Consider the following 25,824-nt stretch of genomic DNA (forward strand, 5'->3'; position numbering starts at 1 on the left):
TCGGGGCACGGTCCCGTCATACCAGGCTCAGCGCGCCCGTCTGCCGGGCGCGGGCCTCGCCCACCCGGAGGATCACCGCGGCGGCTGCGAGGAGCAGGGCGCTGAGCGCTCCGAGGCCGAGCAGGGTCGGGGCGAGTTCGGTCACGGTGCGGTGTTCCAGCAGGGCGCCGCGGACCGCGAGCAGGCTGCCGGTGAGCGGGAAGACCGCGCCGACGACCTGGACGGCGGCCGGGAGGGCGAAGTGCGGGAGCCGGACGCCCGAGACGAACCAGAGCGGCTCGTCGAGGATCGTGTACAGGAAGGCCGAGTCCCGGGAGAACACCAGGAGGCTGTTGAGGAACGCTCCCCAGGCCACCGCCGGGATCAGCAGGGCCAGGAGGACGATCCCGTACATCCACCAGGCCGAGACCGACAGCGTGCCGAAACCGGTCAGGGCGGCGACGGTGAAGCAGGTGAGCAGCCAGGCGTTCTGGAGCAGCGCGCCGGCGCCGTTGGCGATCATCAGGGTGAGCCGGCCGGCCGGGGAGAGGAAGAGCAGTTCCAGGGTGCCGGTGGTCCGCTCGAAGGAGAGGTGCCAGGCACTCTGGACGAGGGAGAAGAAGAAGGCGTACGCGAGGGTGCCGGTGGCCAGGAAGGCGAGGAGGCGCTCGGGGTCGGCGGCGAGCGGCCAGTTCTCGGCGGCCCGGGAGGCCGTGGCGACGGGGCGCAGGGTGTAGTAGGTGGTGGCCAGTTGGAGGACCGGCCAGACGAGCATCGAGAAGACGACGAGCGGCTGGCCGAAGAGCCGGCGGTGCTGCTTGAGCGTTTCCGCGGCGAAGACCCGCAGGGCGTGGCGGAGCTGGTTCACCGGGTGCCGCCCTTGGCTCCGACGGTCACGTGGTCGGAGCCGACGGCCGGGGTGCCGGAGCCGACGGCCACCGCGTCAGAGTCGGCGGTCGCTTTGTCGGGCCCGGCAGTCGCCGCATCGGGACCGGAGATCGCCGCGCCGGATCCGTCGATCTCGGCATCGGATCCGGCAGTCGCGGCCCGGGGGGCGGTCGGGGCCGAGTGGGGCCCGGCGAGGGGTGTGTCCGGGGTGGCGGCGAGGCCCGCCTCGCCCCTCTCCGCCAGCGTCATGATCGCGTCCTCCAGACTCGCCTCGGCGATCTCCAGGCCCCCGATCGAGCCGCCGGCCTCGAACACCGCCGCCGTCAGCGGTCCCGCCATGTCGTCGGGGTGGCGCAGGGTGATCAGCTCTCCCCCGTCGGGCAGTGCTTCGCGGGTCGCTCCGAAGGCCTCCGCGACGGCCCGGGTGCGCTCGGTCGGGTCGGTGACGGTCAGGCGGACGGTGCGGTGGCTGCCGGTCGCGGCCTTCAGCTCGGCCGGGCTGCCCTGGGCGAGATGGCGGCCGGCGGAGATCACGTACACATGGCCGCAGAGTTCTTCGACCTCGGCCAGGTAGTGGGAGGTCAGCAGCACCCCGGTGCCGTCGTGCGCGGCGAGGTCGGCGACCACGCGGCGCAGGTCGCGGGCGATCGGCGCGTCGAGACCGAGGGTCGGCTCGTCAAGGAGGAGGTAGTCGGGGCGGTTGATGAGGCCGCGGGCGATGGCGAGCCGCTGGGTCATGCCGCGCGAGTACCTCTCGACCATGGTGTCGGCGGCGTCGGTCAGACCGACGAGGTCGAGGAGTTCGCCGGTCCTGCGGCGCAGTTCGGCCTTCGGGACGTCGTAGAGCTGACCGAAGTACCAGAGGTTCTCGCGGCCGGTCATGCGGGTGTAGACCATGCGCTCGCCGCCGGCGATGAGGTTGATGCGGCGGCGTACGGCACGGGCGTCGGTGACCGCGTCCAGGCCGTCGACGCGGACGGTTCCGGCGCTGGGGCGCAGGAGGGTGGCGAGGATCTTGATGGTGGTGGTCTTGCCGGCACCGTTGAGGCCGAGGAGGCCGGTGACGCGGCCACGCGGGATGTCGAGGTCGAGACCGTCGACGGCGCGCTTGAGGGTGCGGGGGCCGAGGATGCCCTTGTCCCGTACGGGGAAGTCCTTGCGCAGGCCGCGTACTTCGATCGCCGTGGTCATCAGTAGGTCCTTTCGACGGCACGGGCCTCGGCCCGCGGCAGGTAGGCCAGCCCCAGGAGGAGATAGGCGCAGGTGAGGACGGCGCAGACGGCGAGCCGCGGGAGGAGTTCGGGGAGGGACTGGCCGCCGGTGAAGCTGCCGTGCAGGACGTCCATGGCGGAGGTGGTGGGGAGCAGTTCGGCGAACCACCGCGCGGGCTCCGGCAGGTAGTCGCGGGGGAAGGTGAAGCCGCCGACCAGGCCGAGCACGATGAAGACGGTGTTCTGCGAGATGTGGGCCTCGCCGGCCGCGATCATCAGTCCGCCGAGGCCGACCGAGAGCGCGAAGACGGCGCCGATCAGCGCGAGGCCGCCGAGCAGCGCGCCGGGCACGGAGGAGACCGGCACGGTGATGCCGAGGACGCCGACGACCAGGCCGAGGGTCAGGAACTCGAGGACGCTGCTGAGCACCGCGAAGGCGGTGAAGCCGATCAGGTACGGGAGACGGCCGGCGGGGGCGATGAGCAGGGCGCCGAGGGTGCCCTGGCGTTGCTCGGTGATGAGCGCCTTCGCGGACCAGAGGATCATCCGTACGGCGAAGTGGAAGGCGGTCGTGCCGACCACGATGTAGGCGAGATAGGCGGTGGTGCCGCTGCCTGCGGCGAAGTCGTCACCGACGGCTCCGCCGCCGATGGCGTGGAAGCCGAGATAGGCGAGCGCGATGGTGAGCGCGGCGGGCAGGACGGTGCCGACGGCGTACGTCCACGGGTAGGCGCGGCGGGTCATCTGCCAGGTGCGCCAGGCGGTTGCCCAGACGATGGGCATGAAACGGATCCCTCCCCCGAAAATAGTGGAACCGAGCGAGTTCCCATTGGGAACTTACAATGAGTTTCTATCGGGAACTCACTCGATGGCGCAAGATGGATCGCCTACGGACCGGACACGGATCCGACACGGACCGGTCGCCCGAACGAGGAGGACACGTCATGGCACGAGCGGTGCCCGACCGCGACGCCGCCTGCGCCATCGCCCAGGCCGCGGCCGTCGTCGGCGACTGGTGGAGCCTGCTCCTCGTCCGCGAGACGGCACGGGGGCGGCACCGCTTCGACGAGCTCCAGCGCGAGCTGGACATCTCCCGCAAGGTCCTCACCGAGCGGCTGAACCACCTCGTCGACAGCGGAGTCCTCGACAAGGTCCCGTACCAGGAGGGGCCGGTCCGGTTCGAGTACCGGCTCAGCGACGCCGGGCGCGCGCTGCTCCCCGTCCTGGTCTCGATGCAGGACTGGGCCGACCGCTGGCTGCTCGGCGACGGTTCGCTCACCGCGTCCGCCGACGAGCGGAGCGCCGAGGCCCACCGCGTCCACGACCTGCCCGGCACCCGGCTGCCCCGGCTCACCCTGCCCGCGCACACGGGTACGGCGCTGGACCCGGTCGACGCCGGGGCCGGCGCCACCGTCCTGTTCTGCTACCCGGCGACCGGCCGGCCGGGCCCGCTCCCCGACGACTGGCTCGACATCCCCGGCACGGCGGGCTGCACCCTGGAGAACCGGTTGTTCCGGGAGGCGCACGAGAGGTTCACGGCGGCCGGCGTCGCGGTGCGCGGCATCAGCACGCAACGCCCGGACGAACAGCGGGCGTTCGCCGCGGCCGAGGAGATCCCCTTCCCGCTCCTCTCCGACATGGACAACGGGCTGTCGGCGGCGCTCCGGCTGCCGACGTTCCGCGCGGGCCAGGCCCTCCGCCTGAAGCGGGCGATCCTGGTCCTGGACCGCGAACGGACCGTCCGCCACGTGCAGTTCCCCGTCACGGACATCCCGGCGGCCGTGGAGACGGCCTGGCGCGAAGGGACGTCGGTCGCCTCGGAGTGACACCTTTCGTGCCGACTCCTTGGGCTGGACAGTTCCGCCCGGCCCGCCGGGTCGGGCGGCAGGGGGGTCGCGCGGCCGAGGGTCCGTCTCGCCAAGGCGCCGGTGGAGAGGGCCAGTTGCTTGCCGAGCTCCCCGGTGGCGCCGTCGCCCACCCCGAACAGGAACGTGGTGAGCGCGCCGAGCGCCATGATCGCCGGCCCCTCCCCCGACCCTCCCGGCTCGACTGGGCTCGCCTCGACGCGGTAACTCCGTTCCGTGGCACGTTACATGCGACGGCGCGGCTCACGCCGGGGTGACCGGAGAGGAGCTGCCGAAGGCGCCCGGCGGGATCCAGTGGTTCCCGGGGAGGTCCGCCCGGCGAAATAGGAATTCGATTGCGTTCGGAACTCCGCCGTGTTCCTATGTCATGTCTTTTTCATGATCATTGCTTTGGGGGAAAAAGAAATGACCAGAGGCATGGACCGCCGTTCCGTCATGCGCGGCATGGCGACCGCCGGAGTCGGCGTCGCGGCCGGAGCGGTGGCGATGGGGAGCGGCACGGCGTACGCGGCGGGTTCCGGGGACGACCCGTACAGCGTCGACGTCATCAGCAAGGGTGCGGACCCGACCGGTGCCACCCCGAGTGACGCCGCGTTCCGCGCGGCCGCCGCCGAGGTGCTGGCCTCGTTCCAGCCCGGCCCGATCTCGGGGGCGATCCCGAAGAAGGTGCTGGTCGTCCCGCCCGGCACGTATCTCCTGACCCAGCCGGACTCGCTCCTCCCGAACGTCAACGGCGAGGGCAACGGGGGCATCGTCGACGGCGTGTCGATCACCGGCTACGGCAAGCGGCTGTCGCGGATCGTGTACTCGCCCGCGGCGAACGACACCACGCTGTGGACGAACTACCAGCGCTACAAGAACATCCGGATCTCCGGGCTGACGTTCACCAGCACCAACGCCACGTCGAGCTTCAACTACGCCTACTCGTCGGCCGACTACGGCGTCCAGGACACCTGGTACACCGACGTCGAGTGGCGCGGCAGCTGGAAGCGCGGCATCGGCCTGGACGGCCCGGCGACCACGTCCAACCTGAACAGCGAGATGGGTTGGGACCACTGTCAGGTCGGCGGCTCGTACTCCGACGCCTTCCTCGTCATGGGGATGACGTCGTCCGCGACGCAGCAGGACCAGTTCCTCAACTACTGGTTCCGTGACTGCAAGGTGGAGTACCAGTCCGGGGTGTTCGTGAGGAACAACCGGGGCGGTTCGATGAACTTCATCGGCGGTTCCTACATCCTCACGGACGCCGCGTCGACCGGTACGTTCTTCGAGCTGACCGCCGACGCCACCACCCGGGCCGACTCGGTCTCGCGTCTGTACGCGCAGGGCATCCGGTTCGAGCTGCGCGGTGTCGGCCACAAGGTGATCGACTCCCGGTGGTACAAGGGAAACATCACCTTCGAGTCGTGCGACGACACCGCTCTGAGCTTCAAGTCCTGGGCTCCGGACGCGGTGACGCACGTGTACGACTTCAACGCCAACGGCGCCCGGGGTCCGATGGTCCGGTACGTGGACTGCGGCCTCATGGGCTCGCACCGGGTGGGGACGGGTTCCACCGCCACCACCAACGGCAAGGTCCTGTACGACGGTTGCCGGTTCATCGACATGTCGGCCGCGACCGGGGCGACCGGCTTCCTCCGCTGGACCGGGTCCGTCGCGCCCCGCTACGAGATGCGCGACTGCCTCATCGGCGCGAACTACCTGACGGACGTGAAGAACCCCGCCTGACGGCCCAGGCATAGGGACGTGAGCGGGCCGCGACGGGAGTCGCGGCCCGCTCTGTCGTTCATCGGGCGTACACCTGGACTTCGGGTGTCGGGCCGGACGGTGGCCGCCGTACCGACACGGAGGGGCACCACGCTCACGCAGGACGTACAAGCCCCCCTCCTGAGGAGACTCGCGTGACTCACCCCCCTACCGCCCGGTCACTCGTGCTCGTCGTGACCTCGGCGCTCGCGGCCGCGGCCCTGGCCGTGCCGGCCCAGGCCCACCACCGTGGCTCCGGCGCCTCCCTGCCCGTCGTGACGCCCCGCGCGGAGACGCCGGTGCTGCACGACGACGACGCGGGCGGCAACGCCGACGCGGACGACCCCGCCATCTGGCGCAACGCCGCCGCTCCGGGCCGCAGCCTCGTCGTCGCGACCGCCAAGGAGGGCGGGCTGCGCGTCTACGACCTGGACGCACGCCTGGTGCAGTCGATAGCCGCGCCGCCTGCCGCCGGGCCGGACGACGCTCCGGGCCGGTTCAACAACGTGGACCTCGTCCAGGGGCTGCGGCTCTCCTCGGGACGCGCCGATCTGGCCGTGACCAGCGACCGCGGTCACGACCGGCTGCGGTTCTACCGCATCGACCGCGACCGCGCCGGCGGCCCGCTGACCGATGTCACCGACCCCGCCGCCCCGGCCGTCTTCTCCCGGGACCAGGCCGAGATCAACGACCAGCGGACCGCGTACGGTCTGGCGACCTGGACGGACCCGGCGTCCGGGAAGTCCTTCGCCCTGGTCAGCCGTCGTGAGCGGACCGGCATCGCGCTGCTCGAACTGCTCCCCGCCGCGGGCGGCAAGGTCACGTACCGCACGATCCGCACCCTGGACCTCCCGGCCACCTTCCGGCTGCCCGACGGCACGTCGTGGGCCCCGTGCGGCGAGCCCGGCGAGCTGCCGCAGGTCGAGGGCATGGTCGTCGACCCCGCCAACGGCACCCTCTACGCCGGCCAGGAGGACATCGGCATCTGGCGGCTGCGCGCCGACCTCACCGGCACGCCGAAGCTTCTCGACAAGGTCCGCGAGTTCGGTGTCCCCGGCGTCTACGACGAGGAGACCGAGGAGTGCACGCCGGGCGCCGACCCCGGCTTCGGCGGGAACAGGATCTCCTCGGACGTCGAGGGCCTGACCCTGGTCACCGAGTCCGACGGCGACGGATACCTGCTCGCCTCCAGCCAGGGTGACAACACCTTCGCCGCCTACGACCGGGAGCTCGGGGACCGCAACGAGTACGAGGGCGGCTTCCGGGTCGCACCCGCGAACAGCGCCCTCGACGGCTCGGAGGAATGCGACGGCGCCGCCGCCCTGAACGCACCCCTCGGATCCGCGTACCCGCGCGGACTGCTCGTCGTGCAGGACGGGCACGACGCCCCCGGCGACGGTGACCGGCCCGCGACCAACTTCAAGTTCGTCGACCTCGGGCCCGTCCTGGACGCCCTCGACGACTGATCCGCCCCACGATCGCCTTCCCTCACCGGCCGCCGGGGCTCGACGACCCGGCGGCCGGTGACGTGTGCGGTGTCCGGAGCCCGCGGTGCGAGGGGTGCGGTGTCACACCGTCGTGAGGAGGGCCGCCACCGCATGGGCCGTGGCCGGGTGACTCGTCGTCAGGGACGGCGGACGGAGGTCCTGGGCGGCCGGCGTCCACGGGTCGCCGCAGCCCAGCAGGTCCGCGACCGCGTCACAGGCGGCCCGGTGGGTGAACAGCAGCGCCGCGCCGGTCGGGCCGGTGGCCGGCCCGTCCGCCGGGGCCCAGCCGTCCGTACAGCCCATGAGGTCCGCGACCGCGTCGCAGGTCTCCGGGTGGAGGGGAAGCAGCGCCGCGCCGCGTGGCGGGGCGGTCGCCAGGGGCGTCCGCTCCACCGGCTGCTCGTGCCACGGCGGGACCCAGGCGTCCAGGGCCGCGAGCCGGGCCGGGAAGATCCGCCCCGCCTCGCGGATGAGCAGGGGGGCCAGCTCGGCGGCGTTCGACCGCAGCGTGGTGATGAGCGTGGGCAGCCACGGCAGCAGCACGGGGTCGGGAAGTCGTCCGAAGGCGTTCGACACGGCTTCCACGACGACGTCGGCGAGTCCCGGTACCGGCTCCAGGGCGTGCACGAAGCCGCTGAGGTAGCGGGGGTAGGAGGGCACCACCAGGGGGTTGCCGAGGAGTTCGTCGCAGCGCCCGCGCAGCTCGCCCCGGGAGAGGGTGCCGAGCTGGACCTGGGCCGCCCACAGCAGCGCCGTCTTCGCGGGGTCCCGCGGGTGCGACTGGGCGACGGCGAGCTCCAGCTGCGTACGGTCGCAGCCCAGTGACAGCGCCAGGCTCTCCATGCTGAACAGGAAGCCCAGCATCGCCGCCACCTGGCCCACGGTCGCGTCCTCGTCGCGGAACGCCGTCGGCAGCAGCGTGCAGTAGTGCGCGTACCCGGTTCTGACGAAGGACTCGATCCACGGCGGCAGGACCGGTTCGCTGGTCCGGTAGTACGCCAGGAGGCCGCGCACCCGGCGCAGTACCTCCGGCGCCCCGTCCACGGTGCGCTCGCCCGCCAGGACGTCGAGGGCCCGCGTCCCCAGCTCGTCGGCGAGGCGTCGGCCGCCGAGGAAGAGCGTCGCGTCCTCGACGGCCGCGAGGACCTCGGCCGTGGTGGCCTGCGGTCCGTACGCGATACGGCGCAGGCGCTGCTCCAGCACCTGCTCCAGGCTCACGCCCTCGTAGCCCAGCTCGATGAGGGCGCGCTGGTGGGTGCCGAGCGACAGGTCCCAGGACTCCTGGATCGACCGTTCGCCGAGCCGCCGCTCCCCCATCACCGTGCGTGCGGCGCCGGGCGGCAGCAGTCGGCGCAGCATCCACAGGACGTCCGAGCAGGCCCGCAGCTCGGGCTTGGACGCCATGTCGAGCAGGGCGCGCCGTACGCCGCGCTGCTGGAGGTTCAGTTCCAGGGGCGCCAGCCGGTCGTGCACGTCACGGGCGAGGGGCGGCAGGGCGTCGTAGCCGACCTGGCCGATCCGGTCGCCGCCCATCATGATCTCGACGAGTCGGCGCACGTCCCGCCGGCCGGGGACGGTGTCCTTCTCGATGCAGGTGACCGCCGCGTCCTGGAAGTCGTACGGCGTGGGCTTGGCCCGGTCCCGCATGGCGGCGAGCAGGATCGAGGTCTCGAAGACGGCGATCGCGTCGGCGGTGGAGGCCAGGTACCCGTTGCGTCGGGCGGCGCGGACGATGTCCACGGACCAGCCGAGCAGTTCGGCCTCGTCGAGGCCGTGGAGGACGGGGGGCCGCTGGAGGAAGCCGGAGAGCCGGTCCTCCGCCGGTACGGGTACGGGCTCGGCCGCGGTGGCCTTCGCCGCCGTCTTCGTGGTTCGCGGCTTCTTCGTACCGGCCTGTCCTTCCAGGCGGTACGACTTCACCCCGGTGCGCTTGAGGTTCTTGGCCCACTCCGTCGCGGCGATCGACACCGAGCCCGAGGCGAGGCCGAACTGCGCCTCGATGGCCGCGTGGCTGGACGGGATCAGCCCGTACTGCCAGGTCGTGGCCGTCCGCGGGGTGATGGTGAAGTCGCCGGTGCCGTGCACGCCGAACTCGTCGACGCGGCTGGCCGCGTGGAAGGCGCCGCACACGTACAGGCAGTCCGCCGGGTCGGTGCCGGTGGCGGCGAGGTGCTCACGCATCCGGGTCCACATGTAGCGCTCGCGGTCCTCGTCGACGCGCACCCGCTCCCCCTGGCCGGGGGCGAGGCGCCGGAAGAGGCTGCCGATGAGGAACATGACCTGGCGGTAGGTGGCGTGGTCGCTGTCGCCGAGCGGGACCTCGACGTACTGGTGCCACCACTCCGACCAGTGCCGCACCTTGCCGTGGCGGAGCAGGTGCTCCTCCAGTTCGGCGAAGCGGGGCCGCAGGTCACCGATCTCGACGCCGACGGCCTCGCCGTGGAGGGCGGCCTCGGGTTCGGTCCCGGCCGGGTGGGTCTCGCCGTCGGCGGGCTGTCGAGGGTCCCACTGGAAGACGTGGTCGGAGGAGCGGTCGACGAGGACGAGTTCCACGCCGGGGGTGTCGAGGGCGTACGCGACGGCCTGGTACTCGGCGGAGGCCTCGGTGATCGGGGCGACGACGGACAGTGGCGCCCAGTCGGGCGGGAAGCCGTCGATGTCGCTCGCGAAGGCCTGGACGGCGACGGGCAGCCGGCAGTTGCGCAGTTCGGTGAGGAGCGGCGCCATGTCCTCGCACAGCTCCAGGTACACGACCTTGGGCTGCTTCTCGCGCAGCCGGCGGGCCATGGCGAGGGCGGAGGCGGGCGAGTGGTGGCAGACGGGGAAGATCTCCAGCGGTTCGGCGACCGCCCGGTCGACGTCGTCGACCAGGCCCAGGAGGATGCCTTCCAGGGCGTCCTGTCCGCCGGAGAACTCGGCCGCCGCTTCGTGGAGTTGCCCGCGCAGCGCGGCGAACGGCGGGCTCGTGGGCTGCTCGGGGGCGCCGCTCATGCCAGCTTCGCGATCGCTTCGCGGCCGCCTTCGAGGAACTCGGGCCAGGAGCCGCCCTCTTCCTTGCCGCGCGGCTCGACGACACCGTGCAGGTACTTGTTGAGGATGGCCAGGTCCTCGGGCTCGCGGCGGGCGAGCGTACCGACCAGGGAGGCGGCGAGGGCGCGTGCGGTCAGGGTGCGCTCGCCGAAGAAGTCGCTGTGGAGGACCGCGTCCTCCAGGACGCCGATCTGCTCGGCGGTGGACAGGGCGGACTCCAGCTTCTCGTCGTCGCTCCCGGCCGCGGCGGCGGAGGCCCGCAGGTCGGCGAAGCTCTGGAGGAGGACGTCGAGGAGGGTGGGCGGCACGTCCAGTTCGATCGCGTGCCTGCGGAGCAGCTCCTCGGTGCGGAAGCGGACGATCTCCGCCTCGCTCTTCTTGTTCGTGACGACCGGGATGCGGACGAAGTTGAACCGGCGCTTCAGCGCGGAGGACAGGTCGTTGACGCCTCGGTCGCGGCTGTTGGCCGTGGCGATGACCGAGAAGCCGGGCTGGGCGAAGACGATGTTCTCGCCGCCCGCGCTGTCGAGCTCGGGGACCGAGATGTACTTCTCGGAGAGGATCGAGATGAGCGCGTCCTGGACGTCGCTGGTGGAGCGGGTCAGCTCCTCGAACCGGCCGATGGTGCCGGTCTCCATCGCGGTCATGATCGGCGAGGGGATCATCGACTCGCGGGACTGGCCCTTGGCGATGACCATCGAGACGTTCCAGGAGTACTTGATGTGGTCCTCGGTGGTGCCCGCGGTGCCCTGGACGACCTGCGTGGAGTTACGGCTGATCGCGGCGGAGAGGAGCTCGGCGAGCCAGCTCTTGCCGGTGCCGGGGTCGCCGATCAGGAGCAGGCCACGGTCGGAGGCGAGGGTGACGATGGAGCGCTCGACGAAGCTGCGGTCGCCGAACCACTTCTGCGACACCTCCCGGTCCAGGCCGTCGGCGCGCTCGGAGCCGAGGATGAACAGGCGGACCATCTTCGGCGAGAGGCGCCAGGAGAACGGCTTGGGGCTGTCGTCGATCGACTCCAGCCAGTCGAGTTCCTCGGCGTACTTGATCTCGGCGGGAGCGCGGAGCAGGTCGGACATGTGAAGGGCCTTTCTGGGCAGGTCGTGGGTGCGGGACGCGCGGGCCGGCGGCTTCCGCGGTGCGTGTGGGCGGCGGGGCCGGGCCTCGGGGCGTCTCAGGTGAGGAAGGTCTTGAGTTCGTGTACGAGCTTGTTGATGTGGCCGGAGACCACCGGGGTGCCGAGGGCCTTGAACCGCTCGCGGAACCAGGGGTTGACCTCCTGCCGTCCCGAGCTGGTCACCGAGCCGACGGGGATGAACCGCACGCCGGACCGGTGGACCGCCTCGATGCCCTCGAACAGCGGCTGTGAGCGGTCGAACTCGTAGAAGTCGGAGATCCACACCATGACGGTGTTCTTCGGCTCGGCGATCTTCGGTCTGGCCATGGCCATGGCCACGGGTCCGTCGTTGCCGCCGCCGAGGTTGGTGCGGAGGAGCACGTCGAACGGGTCGTGCACCCAGGGCGTGAGGTCGATCGCCCGGGTGTCGTACGCGATGAGGTGGACGTCCACCTTCGGCAGGCCGGCGAAGATCGAGGCGAGGATGGTGCAGTTGACCATCGAGTCGACCATGGAGCCGGACTGGTCCACGACGACGATGAGCCGCTGGGGCGTGGTCCGGCGGACGGTGTGCCGGTAGTAGAGGCGGTCGACGTAGAGCCGCTCCTCCTCCGGGCTCCAGTTGGTGAGGTTCTTCCAGATGGTGCGGTCGAGGTCGAGGTTGCGGAAGACCCGCTTGGGCGGGACCGAGCGGTCGAGTTCCCCGACGGTCGCCTTCTCGACCTGGGTGCGCAGCACTTGGGCGACCTCGTCGACGTAGCGCCGGATGAGGGACTTGGCGTTGGCGAGCGCGATGCCGGACAGATTGCCCTTGTCGCGGAGGAGTTGCTCGATCAGCGACATGCTGGGCGTGAGCCGGGCGGCGAGGGCGGGATCGGCGAGCACCTCGCGCAGGTGCATCCGGCGGACGAGATCGGCTTCGACGGCGCCGAGTTCGGGCCCGAGGCCGCCGCCGTCGACGACCGCTCCGGCGCCCTGGCCGCCGCGCAGGCCGCCGGGCGGGCAGCCGAGCGACCGCTCCAGCCAGCCGGCGTCGGACTGCCAGCGGGCCAGCTGGCCCGCGGAGACCGTCCCCGATCCGGTGGAGAAGACGTTGAGCAGCAGCTTGGACGCGAGCGCCGCGCGCCGCACCTCGGCCGCCCGGTCGCGGGCGCCGTCCGGCTCGGGCTCCGGCTTCATCAACCCGTCGAACTCGTCGGCCAGTTCCGGATGGCGCTGGACGACGGAGTCGACGGACGCGCCCGGGTCGAGCAGCGCCGACGGCAGGCCGATGTCCTCGACGACGGCGAGGCTCGCCGACTCCAGGGCGGCCTGCTCCTCGGGGTCGAAGAGCCGGGCGAGGAGTCGCCAGTAGAGAACCTGGCGACGGTTGTCGTCGGGGTCGGGTCCGACCGGGGGTCGGGCGGGGTGGGCAGGAGGTCGGGCGGGGTCGGCCGGGGTTACGGCGGCAGGGGTTGCCGGGGCCGTGTCGTCGGTCATGTGCGCAGCAGCTTTCCGGCTCGTTCGCGCAGGACGGCGACGGAGTCCGTGGCCGCCTTCTCCGCCCGGGCACCGACCTTGTCGGTGGTGCCGCCGGCCCACGCGCCCGCGTGGACGGCGACGGTCTTCTTGCGGACGGTCGTCTCTACGGCGAGCGGCTGGAGGACGAACACCCCCGCGTCCCATCGGAGCAGGCCCAGGCACGCGCCGGACACGGCGACCGCCTCCGGGGTGAGCGGACCGGCGGCCGGGATGCGGTCGGTGTCGACGGCCAGCCGGTGCCCGGCGAACGTGAACGCCAGTTGTCCATCGTCCCCGCCCCCGTCCTCGGCCTCGCCCTCGGCCGCGTATCCCTCAAGGAAGACGGGGACGGCGATCCGGGCGGGGTGGCGGTCCAGCGGGGTGGTCACCGGGTCGGTGGCGGTGGAAAGGATCACCCGGGCCGTGGCGAAGGGGTCCGCGGGCTCGCCCGTGCGAGCCCGCTCGTCGTCCCAAACGAGGTCGCCCTCGGCGGTGACGGGCATGGCGTCGAGGTCCATGGCACGGCCCTCCCCCACGGCGGCGAGCAGAGACATGCGCGGCCGGAGCAGTTGCCACAGGCCCGCGCCGACGACGGTGTCCGGCTTGGGCGCGGACACCGCCGCCCGGACCAGGCGCGGTTCCGTGCCGTCGGCGGGTTCGAACACCGCGTGGACCTGGGCCTGTACGGCGGTCGCGTGCTCCTGTACGTCCACGCCGAGCGGCAGCAGTCGGCCGGTCGCGAGGGACGGGTCGGGGGTCCGGGTGGCACCCGGCAGGGTCAGGAGCATCGCGCGCGTCCACAGGTCGGCCCAGCGGCGCACCGGGACGCGGTCCAGGGTGGCCCCGGGGCAGGAGGCGGCGAGTTCGGCGGCGAAGCCGTCGAGCAGCGTGGCCTGTCGGCGCAGCCGCGGGTCCGGCAGCATCGCGGAGACCACGGGGGCGGCGCCGGCGACCAGTTCGTGGTCGATGCCCTGCCAGCCCGCGCGGGCGAGGTCGCACAGCCAGGCGCGGGCGGCGGCGAGCACGTTGGCTCCGGGCTCGTCCGCTGCGGTGTCCGGGGTGTTCCGCTCGGCGCGCGGCCGGCCGGTGATGTCCGCGACGCGGTCCGTCAGGGCGTCGTGCACGGAGCCCATGAGGGCGGTGCGGGCGGCGGCGAGCGCGACGCAGTGGTCCTCGCCGGCGGCGCCGGCCGCCGCCTTGTCGGCGGCCTCGGCGACCGTCACGGCCAGCGGCGTGCCGGCGACGGCGGTGGCGAGCGCCGCCAGGCCGGCGGCCTGGGCGGGCTGCGGGCGGAGCAGTCCGGAGACGAGTACCCGGTCGAAGGCGTCGACGGCGGTGAGTGCCTCGTCGAGCCCGTCGACGGGGTCGGTGAAGAGGTCCGTACGCATCAGGCGACCTTCCTCGTCGGCGGGAACCACTGCATCTCGGGCAGCGGCGCGGTGATCGGCTCCAGTTCGAGATAGGCGAGGTGCCTGAGGAACCGGCTGAACACCGGCGCGGCGGCCGAGGTGTCGCCCTGCTCGGGGCGCGTGGCGGTCATCACCGCGACGAGCTTGTGGGCGTCGGGCTCGGCGTCCGACGTGTCGGCCTTCAGGTACCGGGCGACACGCTCGGCCCCGTACTGCAGGACGGCTTCGCCGACCAGCGCGCGGATGTGGTTGCAGTAGGTGCCGCGCGCGCCGCCGCAGGGGCGGTTGTTGTTGGTGCTGCACGCGAAGGCGTACGTCCCGGTCGCGATCGAGGACACGTACACGCGTCCCACGTCGGACCCGCTGGACACGACTCCTTGCAGCCGTCCGTCGGCAAGCTCGACGAAGGGCACCTTGGCGAGTTTCCGCGGTCGTGCGGGCGGTACCACCCGCGCCGTACTCGACCTCTCCCAGACCGACAACGTACCTCTCCCATGCACGTCAAAGGGGATGTCCTCGCCGTTGCGGCGGAACGAGAACGAACCTATCCCCGCCCACTGACAACGACTCAGAACACCGCCCCCCGGACCGTGGAGAGGCCGGAACGGACCGCCTTCCCGTGCCCCTGGTAGGGCTTCGCCAGGACGTGGGCGCCCGGGATGCCGACCTCCGGGAGCGCGTCCTCCTCCGCGGTCGTCGCCGCTCCCGTCTCCAGCCTGAGGACCGCGCGGTTCAACGCCTCCCGCGCCGATGCGCTGCCGTGAGGGCGTCGAGAAGACCGGGGAACGCCTCGTCCATGTCGGCACGGCGCAGGGTGTTCATCCGGGAGGTCCCGGCGTAGTGCTGCCGGATGAGCCCGGCCTCACGGAGCACCTTGAAGTGGTGGGTGGCCGTGGACTTGCTGACGGAGATGTCGAAGCCGCCACAGGCGATGTCCGCGTCCCCGGCGTCGAGCTGCGCGACGATGCTCCGCCGCACGGGGTCGACGAGCGCCTCCAGCACCTGCTGAAGGTCGAACTCCGAGACGTCGGGGTGGGGCGGCGTGCGTTCCATGGGTTCCATAGTACGACAGCCATCAAAGTTTGACCACGATCGTACTTTTATGCCACGGTGGCGGCGTCCCCACGACGTCCCCGCGACGTCTCCGGCGAACGAAGGACGGTGCCATGGCAAGGACTGTGCGGTTCCACGAGCTCGGCGGACCCGAGGTGTTACGGCTGGAGGACCTGGACCCCGGCGAGCCGGGCGCCGGGGAGGTACGCATCCGCGTGGACGCCATCGGCCTCAACAGGGCGGAGGCGCTGTTCCGGAGCGGCCGGTACATCGAGCAGCCCGCACGCCTGCCCTCCGGGCTCGGCAACGAGGCGGCCGGCGTGATCGAGACGATCGGTACCGGGGTGGCCGGCCTCGAAGCGGGCCAGGCGGTCAGCGTCGTTCCGAGCTTCTCGCACAACGACTACGGCGTGTACGCCGAGCGGGCCGTCGTTCCGGCGAGCGCGATCCTGCCTCGCGCGGACGGCGTGGACGAGGTGACGGGCGCGGCGGTGTGGATGCCGTACCTCACGGCCTACGGAGCGATGGTCGAGGTGGGAGGGGTGCGGGCGGGCGACGTGGCGGTGGTGACCGCGGCCTCCAGCAGCGTGGGCCTCGCCGCGATCCAGACCGCCAACCGCTTGGGCGCCACGCCGGTCGCCGTGACCCGCACCCGGGACAAGCGGCAGCGACTCCTCGAAGCGGGGGCGGCCGAGGTGATCGTCTCCGACGAGGAGGACGTGACGGAACGCCTGCGCGAGCTGACCGGCGGCCGGGGCGCCGAGTTCGCCTTCGACGCCGTCGCCGGACCGGGCGTGGTGGACCTGGCCCGCGCGATGGCCCCGGACGGGACGGTGTTCCTGTGGGGCGCGCAGAGCGGGCTGCCCACCCCCTATCCCGGGTTCGATCTGGGCATGCCCGCGCTGAGCATGCGCACCTACACGATGCTGGAGATCACCAGGGACCCCGGACGGATGCACCGCGCCACGGCGTTCATCACCTCGGGCCTGCGCACCGGATCGCTGACCCCGGTGGTGGACCGCCTGTTCCCGCTGGAAGAGATCGCCGAGGCGCACCGGCACATGGAGTCCGGCAGCCAGTTCGGCAAGATCGTGGTGACCGTGCGGCACTGACGGCCGCGCGTCGTCCGGCCGGGGAGGCCGACCGGTCGACGGCGGACGCGGTCAGGGTCGCTCGCGCGGTCACGTCGGCCTCCTGGGCGGGCCCGGCGGCACAGCCGGGGGTCCCCGGCGCGGGCGGAAGCGCGTCCAAATCAGGGCAATCATCATCTAGAATGCAGGGCGGCTGTGAGGCGGTGGCTCGTCGCCGGACACTCCGGCTGCGGAATGTCCGGACCGGCCGATGAGGGCAGCCCGGACAGGGCCTGGCCCTGGCGGGGACCTCGTGATGTTGATCACGAGGATCCGGGGAATCGCGTGACCATGGGCGGGCGTCTCAGTGGTACGGAAGACCCAGCCCCCCGTCCGCGAAGAGAAGACCCCATGGAGAAGTGAGGTATGCCGGTGATCTGCGTCGGTGGCATGATCGGAATCGGCAAGACGAGCGTGGCCGAGATGCTCGCCAAGGAGCTGGGAACCGCCGTCTTCTACGAGAGCGTCGAGGACAACCCGATCCTTCCTCTCTTCTACTCGGCGAGCCCCGAAGAGATCCAGGCGAAGCGGTACCCCTTCCTCCTCCAGCTGTACTTCCTGCAGACGCGGTTCGCGTCGATCAAGGAGGCGTACAAGCAGGACGACAGCGTGCTCGACCGGTCCATCTACGAGGACTGGTACTTCGCCAAGGTCAACCACGACCTGGGCCGGATCAGCTCCCTCGAGATGCGGGTGTACGAGGGGCTGCTCGACGAGATGATGCGCGAGATCGACGGTCTGCCGTACCGCAAGGCGCCCGATCTCATGGTCTATCTCAAGGCGGACTTCCAGACGGTGCTGCACCGCATCGGACTGCGGGGGCGCGACTTCGAGCAGGACGAGAGCCTCGTCGAGTACTACCGGACGCTGTGGTCGGGGTACGACGACTGGGTGCACAAGCACTACTCGGCCAGCGACGTCCTCGTCGTCGACATGAACCACACGGACGTCGTGAACAACCCCGAGGACGCGTCCCGTGTGGCGCAGGAGGTCAAGGACGCCCTGGCGGCGGTCGCCGGCCGCGTCTGAGCCCGCCACAGCGCGGCAGCCGCACGTGGCCCGTCCGCCTCGCGGCTGCCGCTTCCGGACCTGCCGGGGACAGGGTTCGGCTCCCGTCACCCGGCGACGACGGCGTCACGGCACCTCCGCCCGGCAGCCGGCCGCAGCCCATGGGGTCGCCTGTCACCTGTCGGCACCCGAAACCTGCCGACGGGAGGCGGCCGCCTCCTTCGCACGTGGGGAGAAAGAGGCGGCCGGGGCAGGGCGCAGGTCAGCGGTGGGTGAAGTCCGGGGCCCGCTTGTCCACGAAGGCGGACATGCCCTCCTTCTGGTCGGCCGTGGCGAACACCGCATGGAACAGGCGACGTTCGAAGCGAACGCCCTCGGCCAGGGTGGTTTCGAAGGCCCGGTTGACGGCCTCCTTGGCCATCATGGCGACGGGCTTCGACATCCCGGCGACGGTCTCCGCGACCGCGAGCGCCTCGGGGAGGAGGTCGTCGGCCGGGACGACACGGGAGACCAGACCGGCGCGTTCTGCCTCGACGGCGTCCATGGTGCGGCCCGTCAGGCACAGTTCCATGGCCTTGGCCTTGCCCACGGCCCGGGTGAGGCGCTGGGAGCCGCCGATACCGGGGATCACGCCCAGTTTGATCTCGGGCTGGCCGAAGACTGCCGTGTCGGAGGCGAGGAGGATGTCGCAGAGCATGGCCAGCTCGCAGCCGCCGCCCAGGGCGTAGCCGGATACGGCCGCGACGGTCGGGGTGCGGAGGTCGCCCAGCCGGTCCCAGGCGGTGAACCAGTCGGTGAGGTACATGTCCATGTACCCCTGCGGCTGCATCTCCTTGATGTCCGCGCCGGCCGCGAAGGCCTTCGGGGAGCCGGTGAGGACGATGCAGCCGATGTCCGGGTCCCGGTCGAGGGCCTCGGTGGCGGCCACGACCTCGTGCATGACCTGGAGGTTGAGGGCGTTGAGCGCTTTCGGCCGGTTGAGCGTGAGCAGCGCGGTGCGGTGGCCCGTACGCTCGACGGTGATCGTTTCGTAGACGGTCCCGGTCATGCGGTGGTCGTTCCCTTCGGTGCTTCCGAGGCTGTGTCGCGAAGGACGTGGACGATGCCGGAGAAGTCCTGGGCCGCTCCGTCGCCCACCGCGAAGGCGGCGTACATCTCGGCGGCGCGCGGGCCGAGTCCGGCGTCGATGCCGGCGGTACGCAGGGCGTCGGCGGCGAGTCCCAGGTCCTTGGCCATCAGTGGCGCCGCGAACCCGGGAAGGTAGTCCCGGTTGGCCGGGCTCGTCGGAACGGGCCCGGGGACCGGGCAGTTGGTGGTGAGTGCCCAGCACTGGCCGGAGGCGGTGGAGGCGACGTCGTAGAGCGCCTGGTGCGACAGGCCGAGGCTCTCGCCGAGGACGAAGGCCTCGCTGACGGCGATCATGGAGATGCCGAGGATCATGTTGTTGCAGATCTTGGCGGCCTGGCCCGCGCCCGCGTCTCCGCAGTGCACGACCCTCTTGCCCATGACGGCCAACAGCGGCTCCGCCCGGGCGAACTCCGTCTCTCCCCCGCCGGCCATGAAGGTGAGGGTGGCGGCCTCCGCGCCCACGACCCCGCCGGAGACAGGAGCGTCCAGGGCCCGGTGTCCGGCAGCCACGGCCGCGTCGTGGGCGGCACGCGCGTCGGCGACGTCGATGGTGGAGCAGTCGATGAACAGCGTGCCGGGCTTCGCGGCCGCCAGGAGGCCCTCGTCGCGGTAGAGGGCGAGGACATGGCGTCCCGCGGGCAGCATGGTGATCACCACGTCCGCCTCGGCGGCGGCCGCGACGGCGGACTCCGCCGCCTCCACCCCCCTCGCGGATGCGGTGGTCAGCGCGTCGGGGACGAGGTCGAAGCCGAGGACCCGGTGGCCGGCGGCGGCCAGGTTGACGGCCATCGGGCCGCCCATGCGGCCGAGGCCGACGAAGGCGATGACGGTGGTCACCAGGGCACCTCCTGGAACGAGTCGGCGACGGCGGGAAGCCGCAGCTCACGGTCGGGGCCGAGCGGGGCGAAGTACCGGGCCACGTCCTCACCCGTGACGTCGGCGAGGGCGGCGGGCGACCAGCGGGGATCACGGTCCTTGTCGATGACCTGGGCCCGGATGCCCTCGACGAGATCGGGTGAGCTCAGGGCCGCGCAGGAGACCCGGTACTCCTGTTCGAGCACCCGCTCCAACGGGCCGAGCCCACGGGCCCGGCGTACCGCGGTCAGGGTGACCTTGAGCGCGGTCGGGGACTTGGCGGCCAGGGTGGCGGCCGCCTCCTTGGCGGCCGGGACGCCGCTCGCGAGGAGCCGGTCCACGATCTGCTCGACCGTGTCAGCGGCGTAGCAGTGGTCAATCCACTCCCGATGGGAGGCCAGTTGACCGGGCGGCGCATGCCCGACGTGTGCCGCCAGGGCGTCGTGTACGGACGCCTGCGCGAGCCCTGTCGTCAACCGGTCGAGCCGCTCGGACGGTACGAAGTGGTCGGCGAGGCCGCAGAGCATGGCGTCGGCGGCGCCGACGGCCGTCCCGGTGAGGGCCAGGTGGGTGCCCAGCTCGCCGGGTGCCAGCGCGAGGAGGTAGGTGCCGCCGACGTCGGGGACGAAGCCGATTCCCGTCTCGGGCATGGCGACCCGGGAGCGCTCGGTGACGATCCGTACGGTGCCGTGGGCCGATACCCCGACGCCACCGCCCATCACGACGCCGTCCATGAGGGCGACGTACGGCTTGGGGTAGCGGGCGATCAGGGCGTTGAGCCGGTACTCGTCCCGCCAGAAGTCGGCGGACTCCGTGCCGCCGACCCGGGCGTCCTCGTAGATGGCGCGGATGTCGCCGCCCGCGCACAGTCCGCGCTCCCCCGCCCCGGAGATCACCACCGTCTCGACGGCGGGATCGTCCCGCCAGGCGATGAGCGCCTCCTCGATCCGCAGCACCATGCCATGGCTGAGCGCGTTCAGGGCCTTGGGACGGTTGAGGATCAACCGGCCCGTCCGTCCCTCGGTTCCGACGATGACCTCCTCGTTCCCGGTCATCGCAGGTGCTCCGTCAGGGCACGGGCGACGATGACGTTCATGATCTCGTTGGTTCCTTCCAGGATGCGGTGGACCCGCAGGTCCCGGACGATCTTCTCGATGCCGTACTCGCTCAAGTAGCCGTATCCACCGTGGAGTTGCAGTGCCCGGTCGGCGACGGAGAACCCGGTGTCGGTGGCGAACCGCTTGGCCATGGCGCAGAGCTGGGCAGCCTGTGGGTCGCCGCGGTCGAGGGCCTCCGCGGCCTGCCGTACCAGCGCGCGGGCGGCGGTCAGCTCGGTGGCCATGTCGGCCAGCCGGAACTGGAGCGCCTGGGCGTCGAGCAGTCGGCTGCCGAAGGCCTCGCGGTCGGCGAGATGGGTGAGGCTGCGGTCGAGTGCGCTCTGGGCACCGCCGAGGGAGCAGGCGGCGATGCCGAGGCGGCCGCCGTTGAGGCCGTGCATGGCGATGCGGAAGCCCTCGCCCTCGGCGCCGAGCCGCCGGTCGGAGGGAATCCTCACTCCGTCGAGGACCACCTGGCGGGTGGGCTGGGCGTTCCAGCCCATCTTTCGCTCGTTCACGCCGAAGGAGACTCCCGGATCGCCCCTCTCGACGACGAACGCGGAGATCCCGCTCGGGCCGACCCCTCCGGTGCGGGCCAGCACGACGTACACGTCGGAGACGCCGGCGCCGGAGATGAACTGCTTCACGCCGGTCAGCACGTAGTGGTCCCCGTCCCGCTCGGCGCGGGTGCGCAGCGCGGCGGCGTCCGATCCCGCGCCTGGTTCGGTGAGGCAGTAGCTGCCCAAGGCTTCGGCGGAGCAGAGGCCGGGCAGCCATCGGGCGCGCTGGGACCGGTCTCCGTACCGGTCGATCATCCAGGCGACCATGTTGTGGATGGAGAGGTAGCCGGCGATGGAGGGGCAGCCGGTCGCGAGGGTCTCGAAGACGAGGACGCCGTCGGCCCGGGTGAGTCCGGAGCCTCCGTGCTCCTCCCGTACGTAGACCCCGCCGAGTCCGAGCGAGGCGGCCCTGCGGATGACGTCGACGGGGAAGTGCTTGTCCTGGTCCCAGGTCACGGCGTGTGGGGCGAGCTGTTCCTGGGCGAAGTCGAGGGTGACTTCGGCGAGGGCGAGCTGGTCCTCGGTGAGGGTGGTCACGGCGCTCATCCCATCGTCGGGATGGTGAAGCTCGCGCCCTCCTTGACCCCGGAGGGCCAGCGCGAGGTGACGGTCTTGGTCCGGGTGTAGAAGCGGATGGCGTCGGGGCCGTGCTGGTTCAGGTCGCCGAAGCCGGAGCGCTTCCAGCCTCCGAAGGTGTGGTACGCCACGGGTACCGGGATGGGGACGTTGACGCCGACCATGCCGGTATTGACGCGGCGGGTGAAGTCGCGGGCCGTGTCGCCGTCGCGGGTGAAGATCGCCACCCCGTTGCCGTAGGGGTGGTCACTGGGCAGCCGCAGGGCCTCCTCGTAGTCGGCGGCGCGTACGACGCCCAGCACCGGGCCGAAGATCTCCTCCTGGTAGATCCGCATCGAGGGGGTGACCCGGTCGAAGAGCGAGGCGCCCGCGAAGAAGCCGTTCTCGTGGCCGGGGAGGCTGAACCCCCGTCCGTCCACGACGAGTTCCGCACCTTCGTCGACCCCGATACCGACGTATCGGTTGACGCGATCCAGGGCGTCTCGGCTGACGAGCGGCCCGAAGTCGGCGTCCGGGTCGTCGGAGGTCCCGATGCGCAGGCCCGCGATGCGCTCCTTCAGTTTCGCGACCAGTGCGTCGGCGGTCTCCTCGCCCACCGGTACGGCGACGGAGATGGCCATGCAGCGCTCACCGGCCGATCCGTAGCCGGCGCCGATCAGCGCGTCGGCGGCCTGGTCGAGGTCGGCGTCCGGCATCACGATCATGTGGTTCTTGGCGCCGCCGAAGCACTGTGCGCGCTTGCCGTGCGCGGCGGCGGTGGCGTAGATGTGCGCGGCGATCGGCGTGGAACCGACGAAGCCGAGGGCCTGGACGCGGGGGTCTTCGAGGAGGGTGTCGACGGCTTCCTTGCCGCCGTTGACGACGTTCAGCACGCCGGGTGGCAGGCCGGCTTCGAGGAACAGCTCCGCGAGCCGCAGGGGTACGGAGGGGTCGCGCTCGGACGGCTTGAGGATGAATGCGTTACCGCAGGCCAAGGCCGGTGCGGCCTTCCACAGAGGGATCATGGCGGGGAAGTTGAAGGGGGTGATCCCGGCGACGACGCCCAGCGGGCCGCGGAGCGAGTGCACGTCGATGCCGGTACCGGCGTTGTCCGTGAACTCGCCCTTCATCAGATGCGGGATGCCGGCGGCGAACTCGACCACCTCCAGGCCGCGTTGCAGGTCGCCGTGGGCGTCGGCGACGGTCTTGCCGTGTTCCGCGGAGAGCAGTCGAGCGATGGACTCCCGTTCGCTTTCGACGAGTTGGAGGAAGCGCAGCAGCACGCGGGCGCGCCGCTGCGGATTCCACTGTCCCCACTCCTGTTGGGCCTCCTCGGCGTCGGCGATCGCCGCCTCGGTGTCGGCGCGTCCGGCCAGGGGAACTCTGGCCTGGGCCTCGCCGGTGTTGGGGTCGTACACGTCGGCGAAGAGACCGGACGTGCCGGTGGCGTGCTTTCCGCCGATGAAATGGGTGAGTTCGCGGACCATCGAAGCCTGCTCTCGTCAGGTGAGGATCCGAGGAAGGCGCGGCGAGGGGGCATCACGACACCGATCGGGGTGCGCGTCGCCGGTCCGGCCGCGGGACAGGGGAAGGCGGGGTCGCCTTCGTCGAGTCACGAACGCGGGGACAGGGCCTCGCCGTTCGGGTACTCCGCCGGATCACCTGGGCCGTGTTCACGTACCGGTGCCATGCGTGTCTGCTCCATCCTCGTGGACAACACGGAACACCCCACGGCCGGTATCCTGACTCCCGGATCAGCGCGCGCTCTCCGGCCTTCCCGACGGATGGTTGCCGTCAGTGGCCTCACCTGCTGGAAGAGCACACTCCCCGGTCACAGTGGCGGGACCGCGCCGGATTCACACCGGCTTCCCTGCACCGCGGGCTTGTCACGAACATATAGTTGGACGTCCTAGTAAGTCCACCCCCCACTCCGGCGGGGCGGGTTGAAGGCGATCACGCGCCGGTAAGGTCCACTGCCATGACGGACCTCATGGCGGACGACATGACGATCGACTGGCGGGCGGACCGCATCGGAAGCGCGCTTCGGGGTGAGAACCCCACGGTTCTCCGGCGTCTCCACGCCGGATTCGCGGTCATCGGGGACGTCCAGTTCCTCCCCGGGTACTCCGTGCTTCTGACGGACGATCCGGCTGTTCAGCGGCTTTCGGAGCTTTCGAAGGCCGGGCGCCTCCGCTTCCTCTCCGACATGGACCGCCTCGGCGAAGCCGTCGAGCGCGCATGCCGGCGGCTCGACCCCGCGTTCCGGCGCGTGAACCTGGAGGTCCTCGGCAACACCGACGGGTTCCTGCACGCCCACGTCTGGCCCCGGTACGAGTGGGAGTCCGCCGATCTCGTGGGGATGCCGGTGTGGCTGTACCCGAGGGAGCGGTGGAGCGACGAGCGGTACGCGCTCGGCCCGCGGCACGACACTCTGCGTGCGGTGATCGGCGACGCACTCGACGGCCTCTCGGACTGAGATCGCCACCGGCTGAGGACGCGGGCCTTCGAGGTCTCACGCCCGGTCGTCGGCCACCCTGTACGGGACGAAGGTACTGGTGTTCTCGTCGACGGCGAGCGGGCGGCCCAGCGGCGGGACCGCGCGCTGAGGGCAGTCGAGGCGCTCGCAGAGCCGGCAGCCCATGCCGATCGGGGTGGCCGCCCCGGTGTTGTCGAGGTCGATGCCGTCCGAGTAGACGAGCCGGGACGCGTGGCGGATCTCGCAGCCGAGGCCGATGGCGAAGGTCTTGCCGGGCTCGCCCCAGCCGCCCCGGTGCCGGGTGACGGCGCGGGCCGTCCACAGGAAGCGCTGCCCGTCGGGCATGGCGGCGACCTGGACGTGGATCCGGCCGGGCGCGGCGAAGGCCTCGTACACGTTCCACAGCGGGCAGGTACCGCCCGCGCGGGAGAAGTGGAATCCGGTCGCGGACTGCCGCTTGGACATGTTCCCCGCCCGGTCGACGCGGACGAAGGAGAAGGGGACCCCGCGCAGCCTGGGGCGCTGGAGGGTGCTCAGCCGGTGGCAGACCGTCTCGTAGCCGAGGCCGAAGTGGTCGGTGAGCCGCTCGATGTCGTAGCGGAACGCCTCGGCAGCCGTGTGGAAGGCACCGTACGGGAGGATCAGCGCGGCGGCGAAGTAGCTGGCGATCCCGATCCGGGCCAGGCCGTGCGGGGTGGACCCGACCGGGAAGTCCTCGGCGGCGAGCCGGTCCAGCTCGTCCCCGTACTCGAGGAGCGCCAGCTGCGTGGCCATCCGAAAGGCCTGCTGGCCGGGCCGCAGCCGTGCGGAGAGGTGGAGTACCCGCCCGGATTCCTCGTAATGGTGCAGCCGCTCGGACCCGGCCGCCGCGTCCCCCACGACCCGTACACCGTGCCGGTCCGCCAGCCTGCCCGAGAGGGCGCGGACGACCTCTCCGGGCCGGATCCCGATGCCGTGGGCCAGCTCCTCGGCGGCGAGGTCGGTGTCGTGGAGGTAGTTCTGACGGCGGTAGAAGAATTCGCGGATCTCCTCGTGCGGGGAGAGGGGGCCGCCGCGGTCGCCGTCCCGGCCGTCCGTCACCCCGGCCAGGCCTTCGGCGAGCCGCTGCCCACGGCGACCGAGGTCGAGGAGGACCTTGGCGACGCCCGGCATCCGGGCAGCGAGCTCGGCGAGATCGGAGGTGGAGACGCGGGCCTCGGCGACCTCGCCGGCCAGCGCCTCGCGCAGGTCCGCGACCAGCCGGCTGGTGTCGCGCTCCGAGAAGAAACCCGGATCGACGCCGAAGGCCTCGGTGAGCCGCAACAGGACGGGCACGGTCAGCGGGCGTGAGTCGTGCTCCATCTGGTTCAGGTAGCTGGGCGAGATGGCCAGGACACGAGCCAGCTCGGCCTGGCTCATCCGCCGCTCCTCGCGCAGCCGCCGAAGCCGCGCACCCGCATACGTCTTGCTCACCCGACCCCCTCGACTCCCGCCTCACACTACGCCGGAATTCGCGCGGGACGGCCTTGGCAAACTTGGCAAATCCTCGCGAGAAGATGCGCAGAAGTTGGCAATCGTCCACGGTTGATGGCACCGAGTGTCATTGGGAGAGTCGTCCTGCGGCCCGCCGGTCCAGGCGGCGCAGGCGGTGCCACCGGGCGCGATTCATGCCCTGATGTCGGTGATCCCGGCGGGTACCGGTCGGCGGTCAGGCGCGATTGCTCAGTTCGTTCCACAAGGGACGGCGGGCC

The 25,824-nt window shown here is 71.6% G+C and carries 22 protein-coding genes and 1 riboswitch; of the genes, 6 read left to right on the plus strand and 16 right to left on the minus strand.

What is annotated here, in order from left to right:
- Positions 1–16 precede the first annotated feature (16 nt).
- Genes OG514_RS33885 through OG514_RS33895 form a run of 3 tightly spaced genes read right to left on the minus strand, consistent with a single transcriptional unit; the run spans position 17 to position 2,861 of the window.
- Positions 17–847 (minus strand): ABC transporter permease, encoded by an 831-nt coding sequence (locus OG514_RS33885; RefSeq protein WP_266901293.1) that lies wholly within the window; start codon positions 845–847, stop codon positions 17–19.
- On the minus strand, positions 844–2,058 hold the full coding sequence (locus OG514_RS33890; protein ID WP_266901294.1) for an ABC transporter ATP-binding protein: 1,215 nt from the start codon (positions 2,056–2,058) through the stop codon (positions 844–846). The genes OG514_RS33885 and OG514_RS33890 overlap by 4 nt, the downstream gene beginning before the upstream one ends.
- Complete coding sequence (locus tag OG514_RS33895; RefSeq protein ID WP_266901295.1) at positions 2,058–2,861, minus strand: ABC transporter permease; 804 nt, start codon at positions 2,859–2,861, stop codon at positions 2,058–2,060. The genes OG514_RS33890 and OG514_RS33895 overlap by 1 nt, the downstream gene beginning before the upstream one ends.
- Positions 2,862–3,022: 161 nt before the next feature.
- On the opposite strand from OG514_RS33895, the gene OG514_RS33900 reads away from it, so the two are divergent.
- From OG514_RS33900 to OG514_RS33910, 3 genes are all read left to right on the plus strand, one after another.
- The gene (locus tag OG514_RS33900) at positions 3,023–3,904 is read left to right on the plus strand and encodes a winged helix-turn-helix transcriptional regulator (RefSeq protein ID WP_266901296.1); all 882 of its coding nucleotides are present in this window, start codon (positions 3,023–3,025) and stop codon (positions 3,902–3,904) included.
- A gap of 444 nt (positions 3,905–4,348) precedes the next feature.
- Positions 4,349–5,671, plus strand: coding sequence for a hypothetical protein (locus OG514_RS33905; RefSeq protein WP_266901297.1), 1,323 nt, complete (start codon positions 4,349–4,351; stop codon positions 5,669–5,671).
- 173 nt (positions 5,672–5,844) lie between these two features.
- The gene (locus tag OG514_RS33910) at positions 5,845–7,155 is read left to right on the plus strand and encodes a phytase (RefSeq protein ID WP_266901298.1); all 1,311 of its coding nucleotides are present in this window, start codon (positions 5,845–5,847) and stop codon (positions 7,153–7,155) included.
- Positions 7,156–7,257: 102 nt separating this feature from the next.
- On the opposite strand, the gene OG514_RS33915 is transcribed toward OG514_RS33910, so the two are convergent.
- The 7 genes from OG514_RS33915 to OG514_RS33945 all read right to left on the minus strand — a co-directional run bounded on the left by OG514_RS33915 (position 7,258) and on the right by OG514_RS33945 (position 15,285).
- Positions 7,258–10,167: a DUF5682 family protein gene (locus OG514_RS33915; protein ID WP_266901299.1), complete on the minus strand. Its 2,910-nt coding sequence runs from the start codon at positions 10,165–10,167 to the stop codon at positions 7,258–7,260.
- Complete coding sequence (locus tag OG514_RS33920) at positions 10,164–11,285, minus strand: AAA family ATPase (protein ID WP_266901300.1); 1,122 nt, start codon at positions 11,283–11,285, stop codon at positions 10,164–10,166. The genes OG514_RS33915 and OG514_RS33920 overlap by 4 nt, the downstream gene beginning before the upstream one ends.
- Before the next feature lie 95 nt (positions 11,286–11,380).
- On the minus strand, positions 11,381–12,802 hold the full coding sequence (locus OG514_RS33925) for a VWA domain-containing protein (RefSeq protein ID WP_266901301.1): 1,422 nt from the start codon (positions 12,800–12,802) through the stop codon (positions 11,381–11,383).
- Positions 12,799–14,211 (minus strand): hypothetical protein, encoded by a 1,413-nt coding sequence (locus OG514_RS33930; RefSeq protein WP_266901302.1) that lies wholly within the window; start codon positions 14,209–14,211, stop codon positions 12,799–12,801. Before OG514_RS33930 ends, OG514_RS33925 begins: the two co-directional genes overlap by 4 nt.
- Positions 14,211–14,714, minus strand: coding sequence for a hypothetical protein (locus tag OG514_RS33935; protein ID WP_266901303.1), 504 nt, complete (start codon positions 14,712–14,714; stop codon positions 14,211–14,213). Before OG514_RS33935 ends, OG514_RS33930 begins: the two co-directional genes overlap by 1 nt.
- Positions 14,715–14,800: 86 nt before the next feature.
- Positions 14,801–14,968 carry a hypothetical protein gene (locus OG514_RS33940; protein WP_266901304.1) on the minus strand — a complete coding sequence of 56 codons (168 nt, stop codon included), beginning with the start codon at positions 14,966–14,968 and terminating at the stop codon, positions 14,801–14,803.
- Positions 14,965–15,285, minus strand: a complete 321-nt coding sequence (locus tag OG514_RS33945) for a helix-turn-helix transcriptional regulator (protein ID WP_266901305.1) — start codon at positions 15,283–15,285, stop codon at positions 14,965–14,967. Before OG514_RS33945 ends, OG514_RS33940 begins: the two co-directional genes overlap by 4 nt.
- A gap of 113 nt (positions 15,286–15,398) precedes the next feature.
- Between OG514_RS33945 and OG514_RS33950 the strand changes: the two genes are divergently transcribed.
- Positions 15,399–16,397, plus strand: a complete 999-nt coding sequence (locus OG514_RS33950) for a zinc-dependent alcohol dehydrogenase family protein (RefSeq protein ID WP_266901306.1) — start codon at positions 15,399–15,401, stop codon at positions 16,395–16,397.
- A 384-nt stretch (positions 16,398–16,781) separates the two neighbouring features.
- On the plus strand, positions 16,782–17,444 hold the full coding sequence (locus OG514_RS33955; RefSeq protein ID WP_266901307.1) for a deoxynucleoside kinase: 663 nt from the start codon (positions 16,782–16,784) through the stop codon (positions 17,442–17,444).
- Between the two features lie 241 nt (positions 17,445–17,685).
- Here OG514_RS33955 and OG514_RS33960 read toward each other — a convergent pair whose 3' ends face one another.
- Genes OG514_RS33960 through OG514_RS33980 form a run of 5 tightly spaced genes read right to left on the minus strand, consistent with a single transcriptional unit; the run spans position 17,686 to position 23,105 of the window.
- Positions 17,686–18,471 (minus strand): enoyl-CoA hydratase, encoded by a 786-nt coding sequence (locus tag OG514_RS33960; protein ID WP_266901308.1) that lies wholly within the window; start codon positions 18,469–18,471, stop codon positions 17,686–17,688.
- Positions 18,468–19,388 carry a 3-hydroxyisobutyrate dehydrogenase gene (gene mmsB / locus OG514_RS33965; protein WP_266901309.1) on the minus strand — a complete coding sequence of 307 codons (921 nt, stop codon included), beginning with the start codon at positions 19,386–19,388 and terminating at the stop codon, positions 18,468–18,470. Before mmsB ends, OG514_RS33960 begins: the two co-directional genes overlap by 4 nt.
- Positions 19,385–20,461, minus strand: a complete 1,077-nt coding sequence (locus tag OG514_RS33970) for an enoyl-CoA hydratase/isomerase family protein (protein ID WP_266901310.1) — start codon at positions 20,459–20,461, stop codon at positions 19,385–19,387. Before OG514_RS33970 ends, mmsB begins: the two co-directional genes overlap by 4 nt.
- On the minus strand, positions 20,458–21,609 hold the full coding sequence (locus OG514_RS33975; RefSeq protein WP_266901311.1) for an acyl-CoA dehydrogenase family protein: 1,152 nt from the start codon (positions 21,607–21,609) through the stop codon (positions 20,458–20,460). Before OG514_RS33975 ends, OG514_RS33970 begins: the two co-directional genes overlap by 4 nt.
- Complete coding sequence (locus OG514_RS33980; RefSeq protein ID WP_266901312.1) at positions 21,606–23,105, minus strand: CoA-acylating methylmalonate-semialdehyde dehydrogenase; 1,500 nt, start codon at positions 23,103–23,105, stop codon at positions 21,606–21,608. The genes OG514_RS33975 and OG514_RS33980 overlap by 4 nt, the downstream gene beginning before the upstream one ends.
- Positions 23,106–23,332: 227 nt before the next feature.
- A riboswitch (cobalamin riboswitch) is annotated at positions 23,333–23,513 on the minus strand.
- Between the two features lie 107 nt (positions 23,514–23,620).
- On the opposite strand from OG514_RS33980, the gene OG514_RS33985 reads away from it, so the two are divergent.
- Positions 23,621–24,094 carry a diadenosine tetraphosphate hydrolase gene (locus OG514_RS33985; RefSeq protein ID WP_266902269.1) on the plus strand — a complete coding sequence of 158 codons (474 nt, stop codon included), beginning with the start codon at positions 23,621–23,623 and terminating at the stop codon, positions 24,092–24,094.
- 36 nt (positions 24,095–24,130) lie between these two features.
- Here OG514_RS33985 and OG514_RS33990 read toward each other — a convergent pair whose 3' ends face one another.
- A complete protein-coding gene (locus OG514_RS33990) occupies positions 24,131–25,546 on the minus strand; it encodes a short-chain fatty acyl-CoA regulator family protein (RefSeq protein ID WP_266901313.1) in 1,416 nt (471 codons plus the stop codon).
- Between the last annotated feature and the right edge of the window lie 278 nt (positions 25,547–25,824).

This window comes from Streptomyces sp. NBC_00572 (assembly GCF_026341815.1).
In the GTDB taxonomy this organism is placed as follows: Bacteria; Actinomycetota; Actinomycetes; order Streptomycetales; family Streptomycetaceae; genus Streptomyces.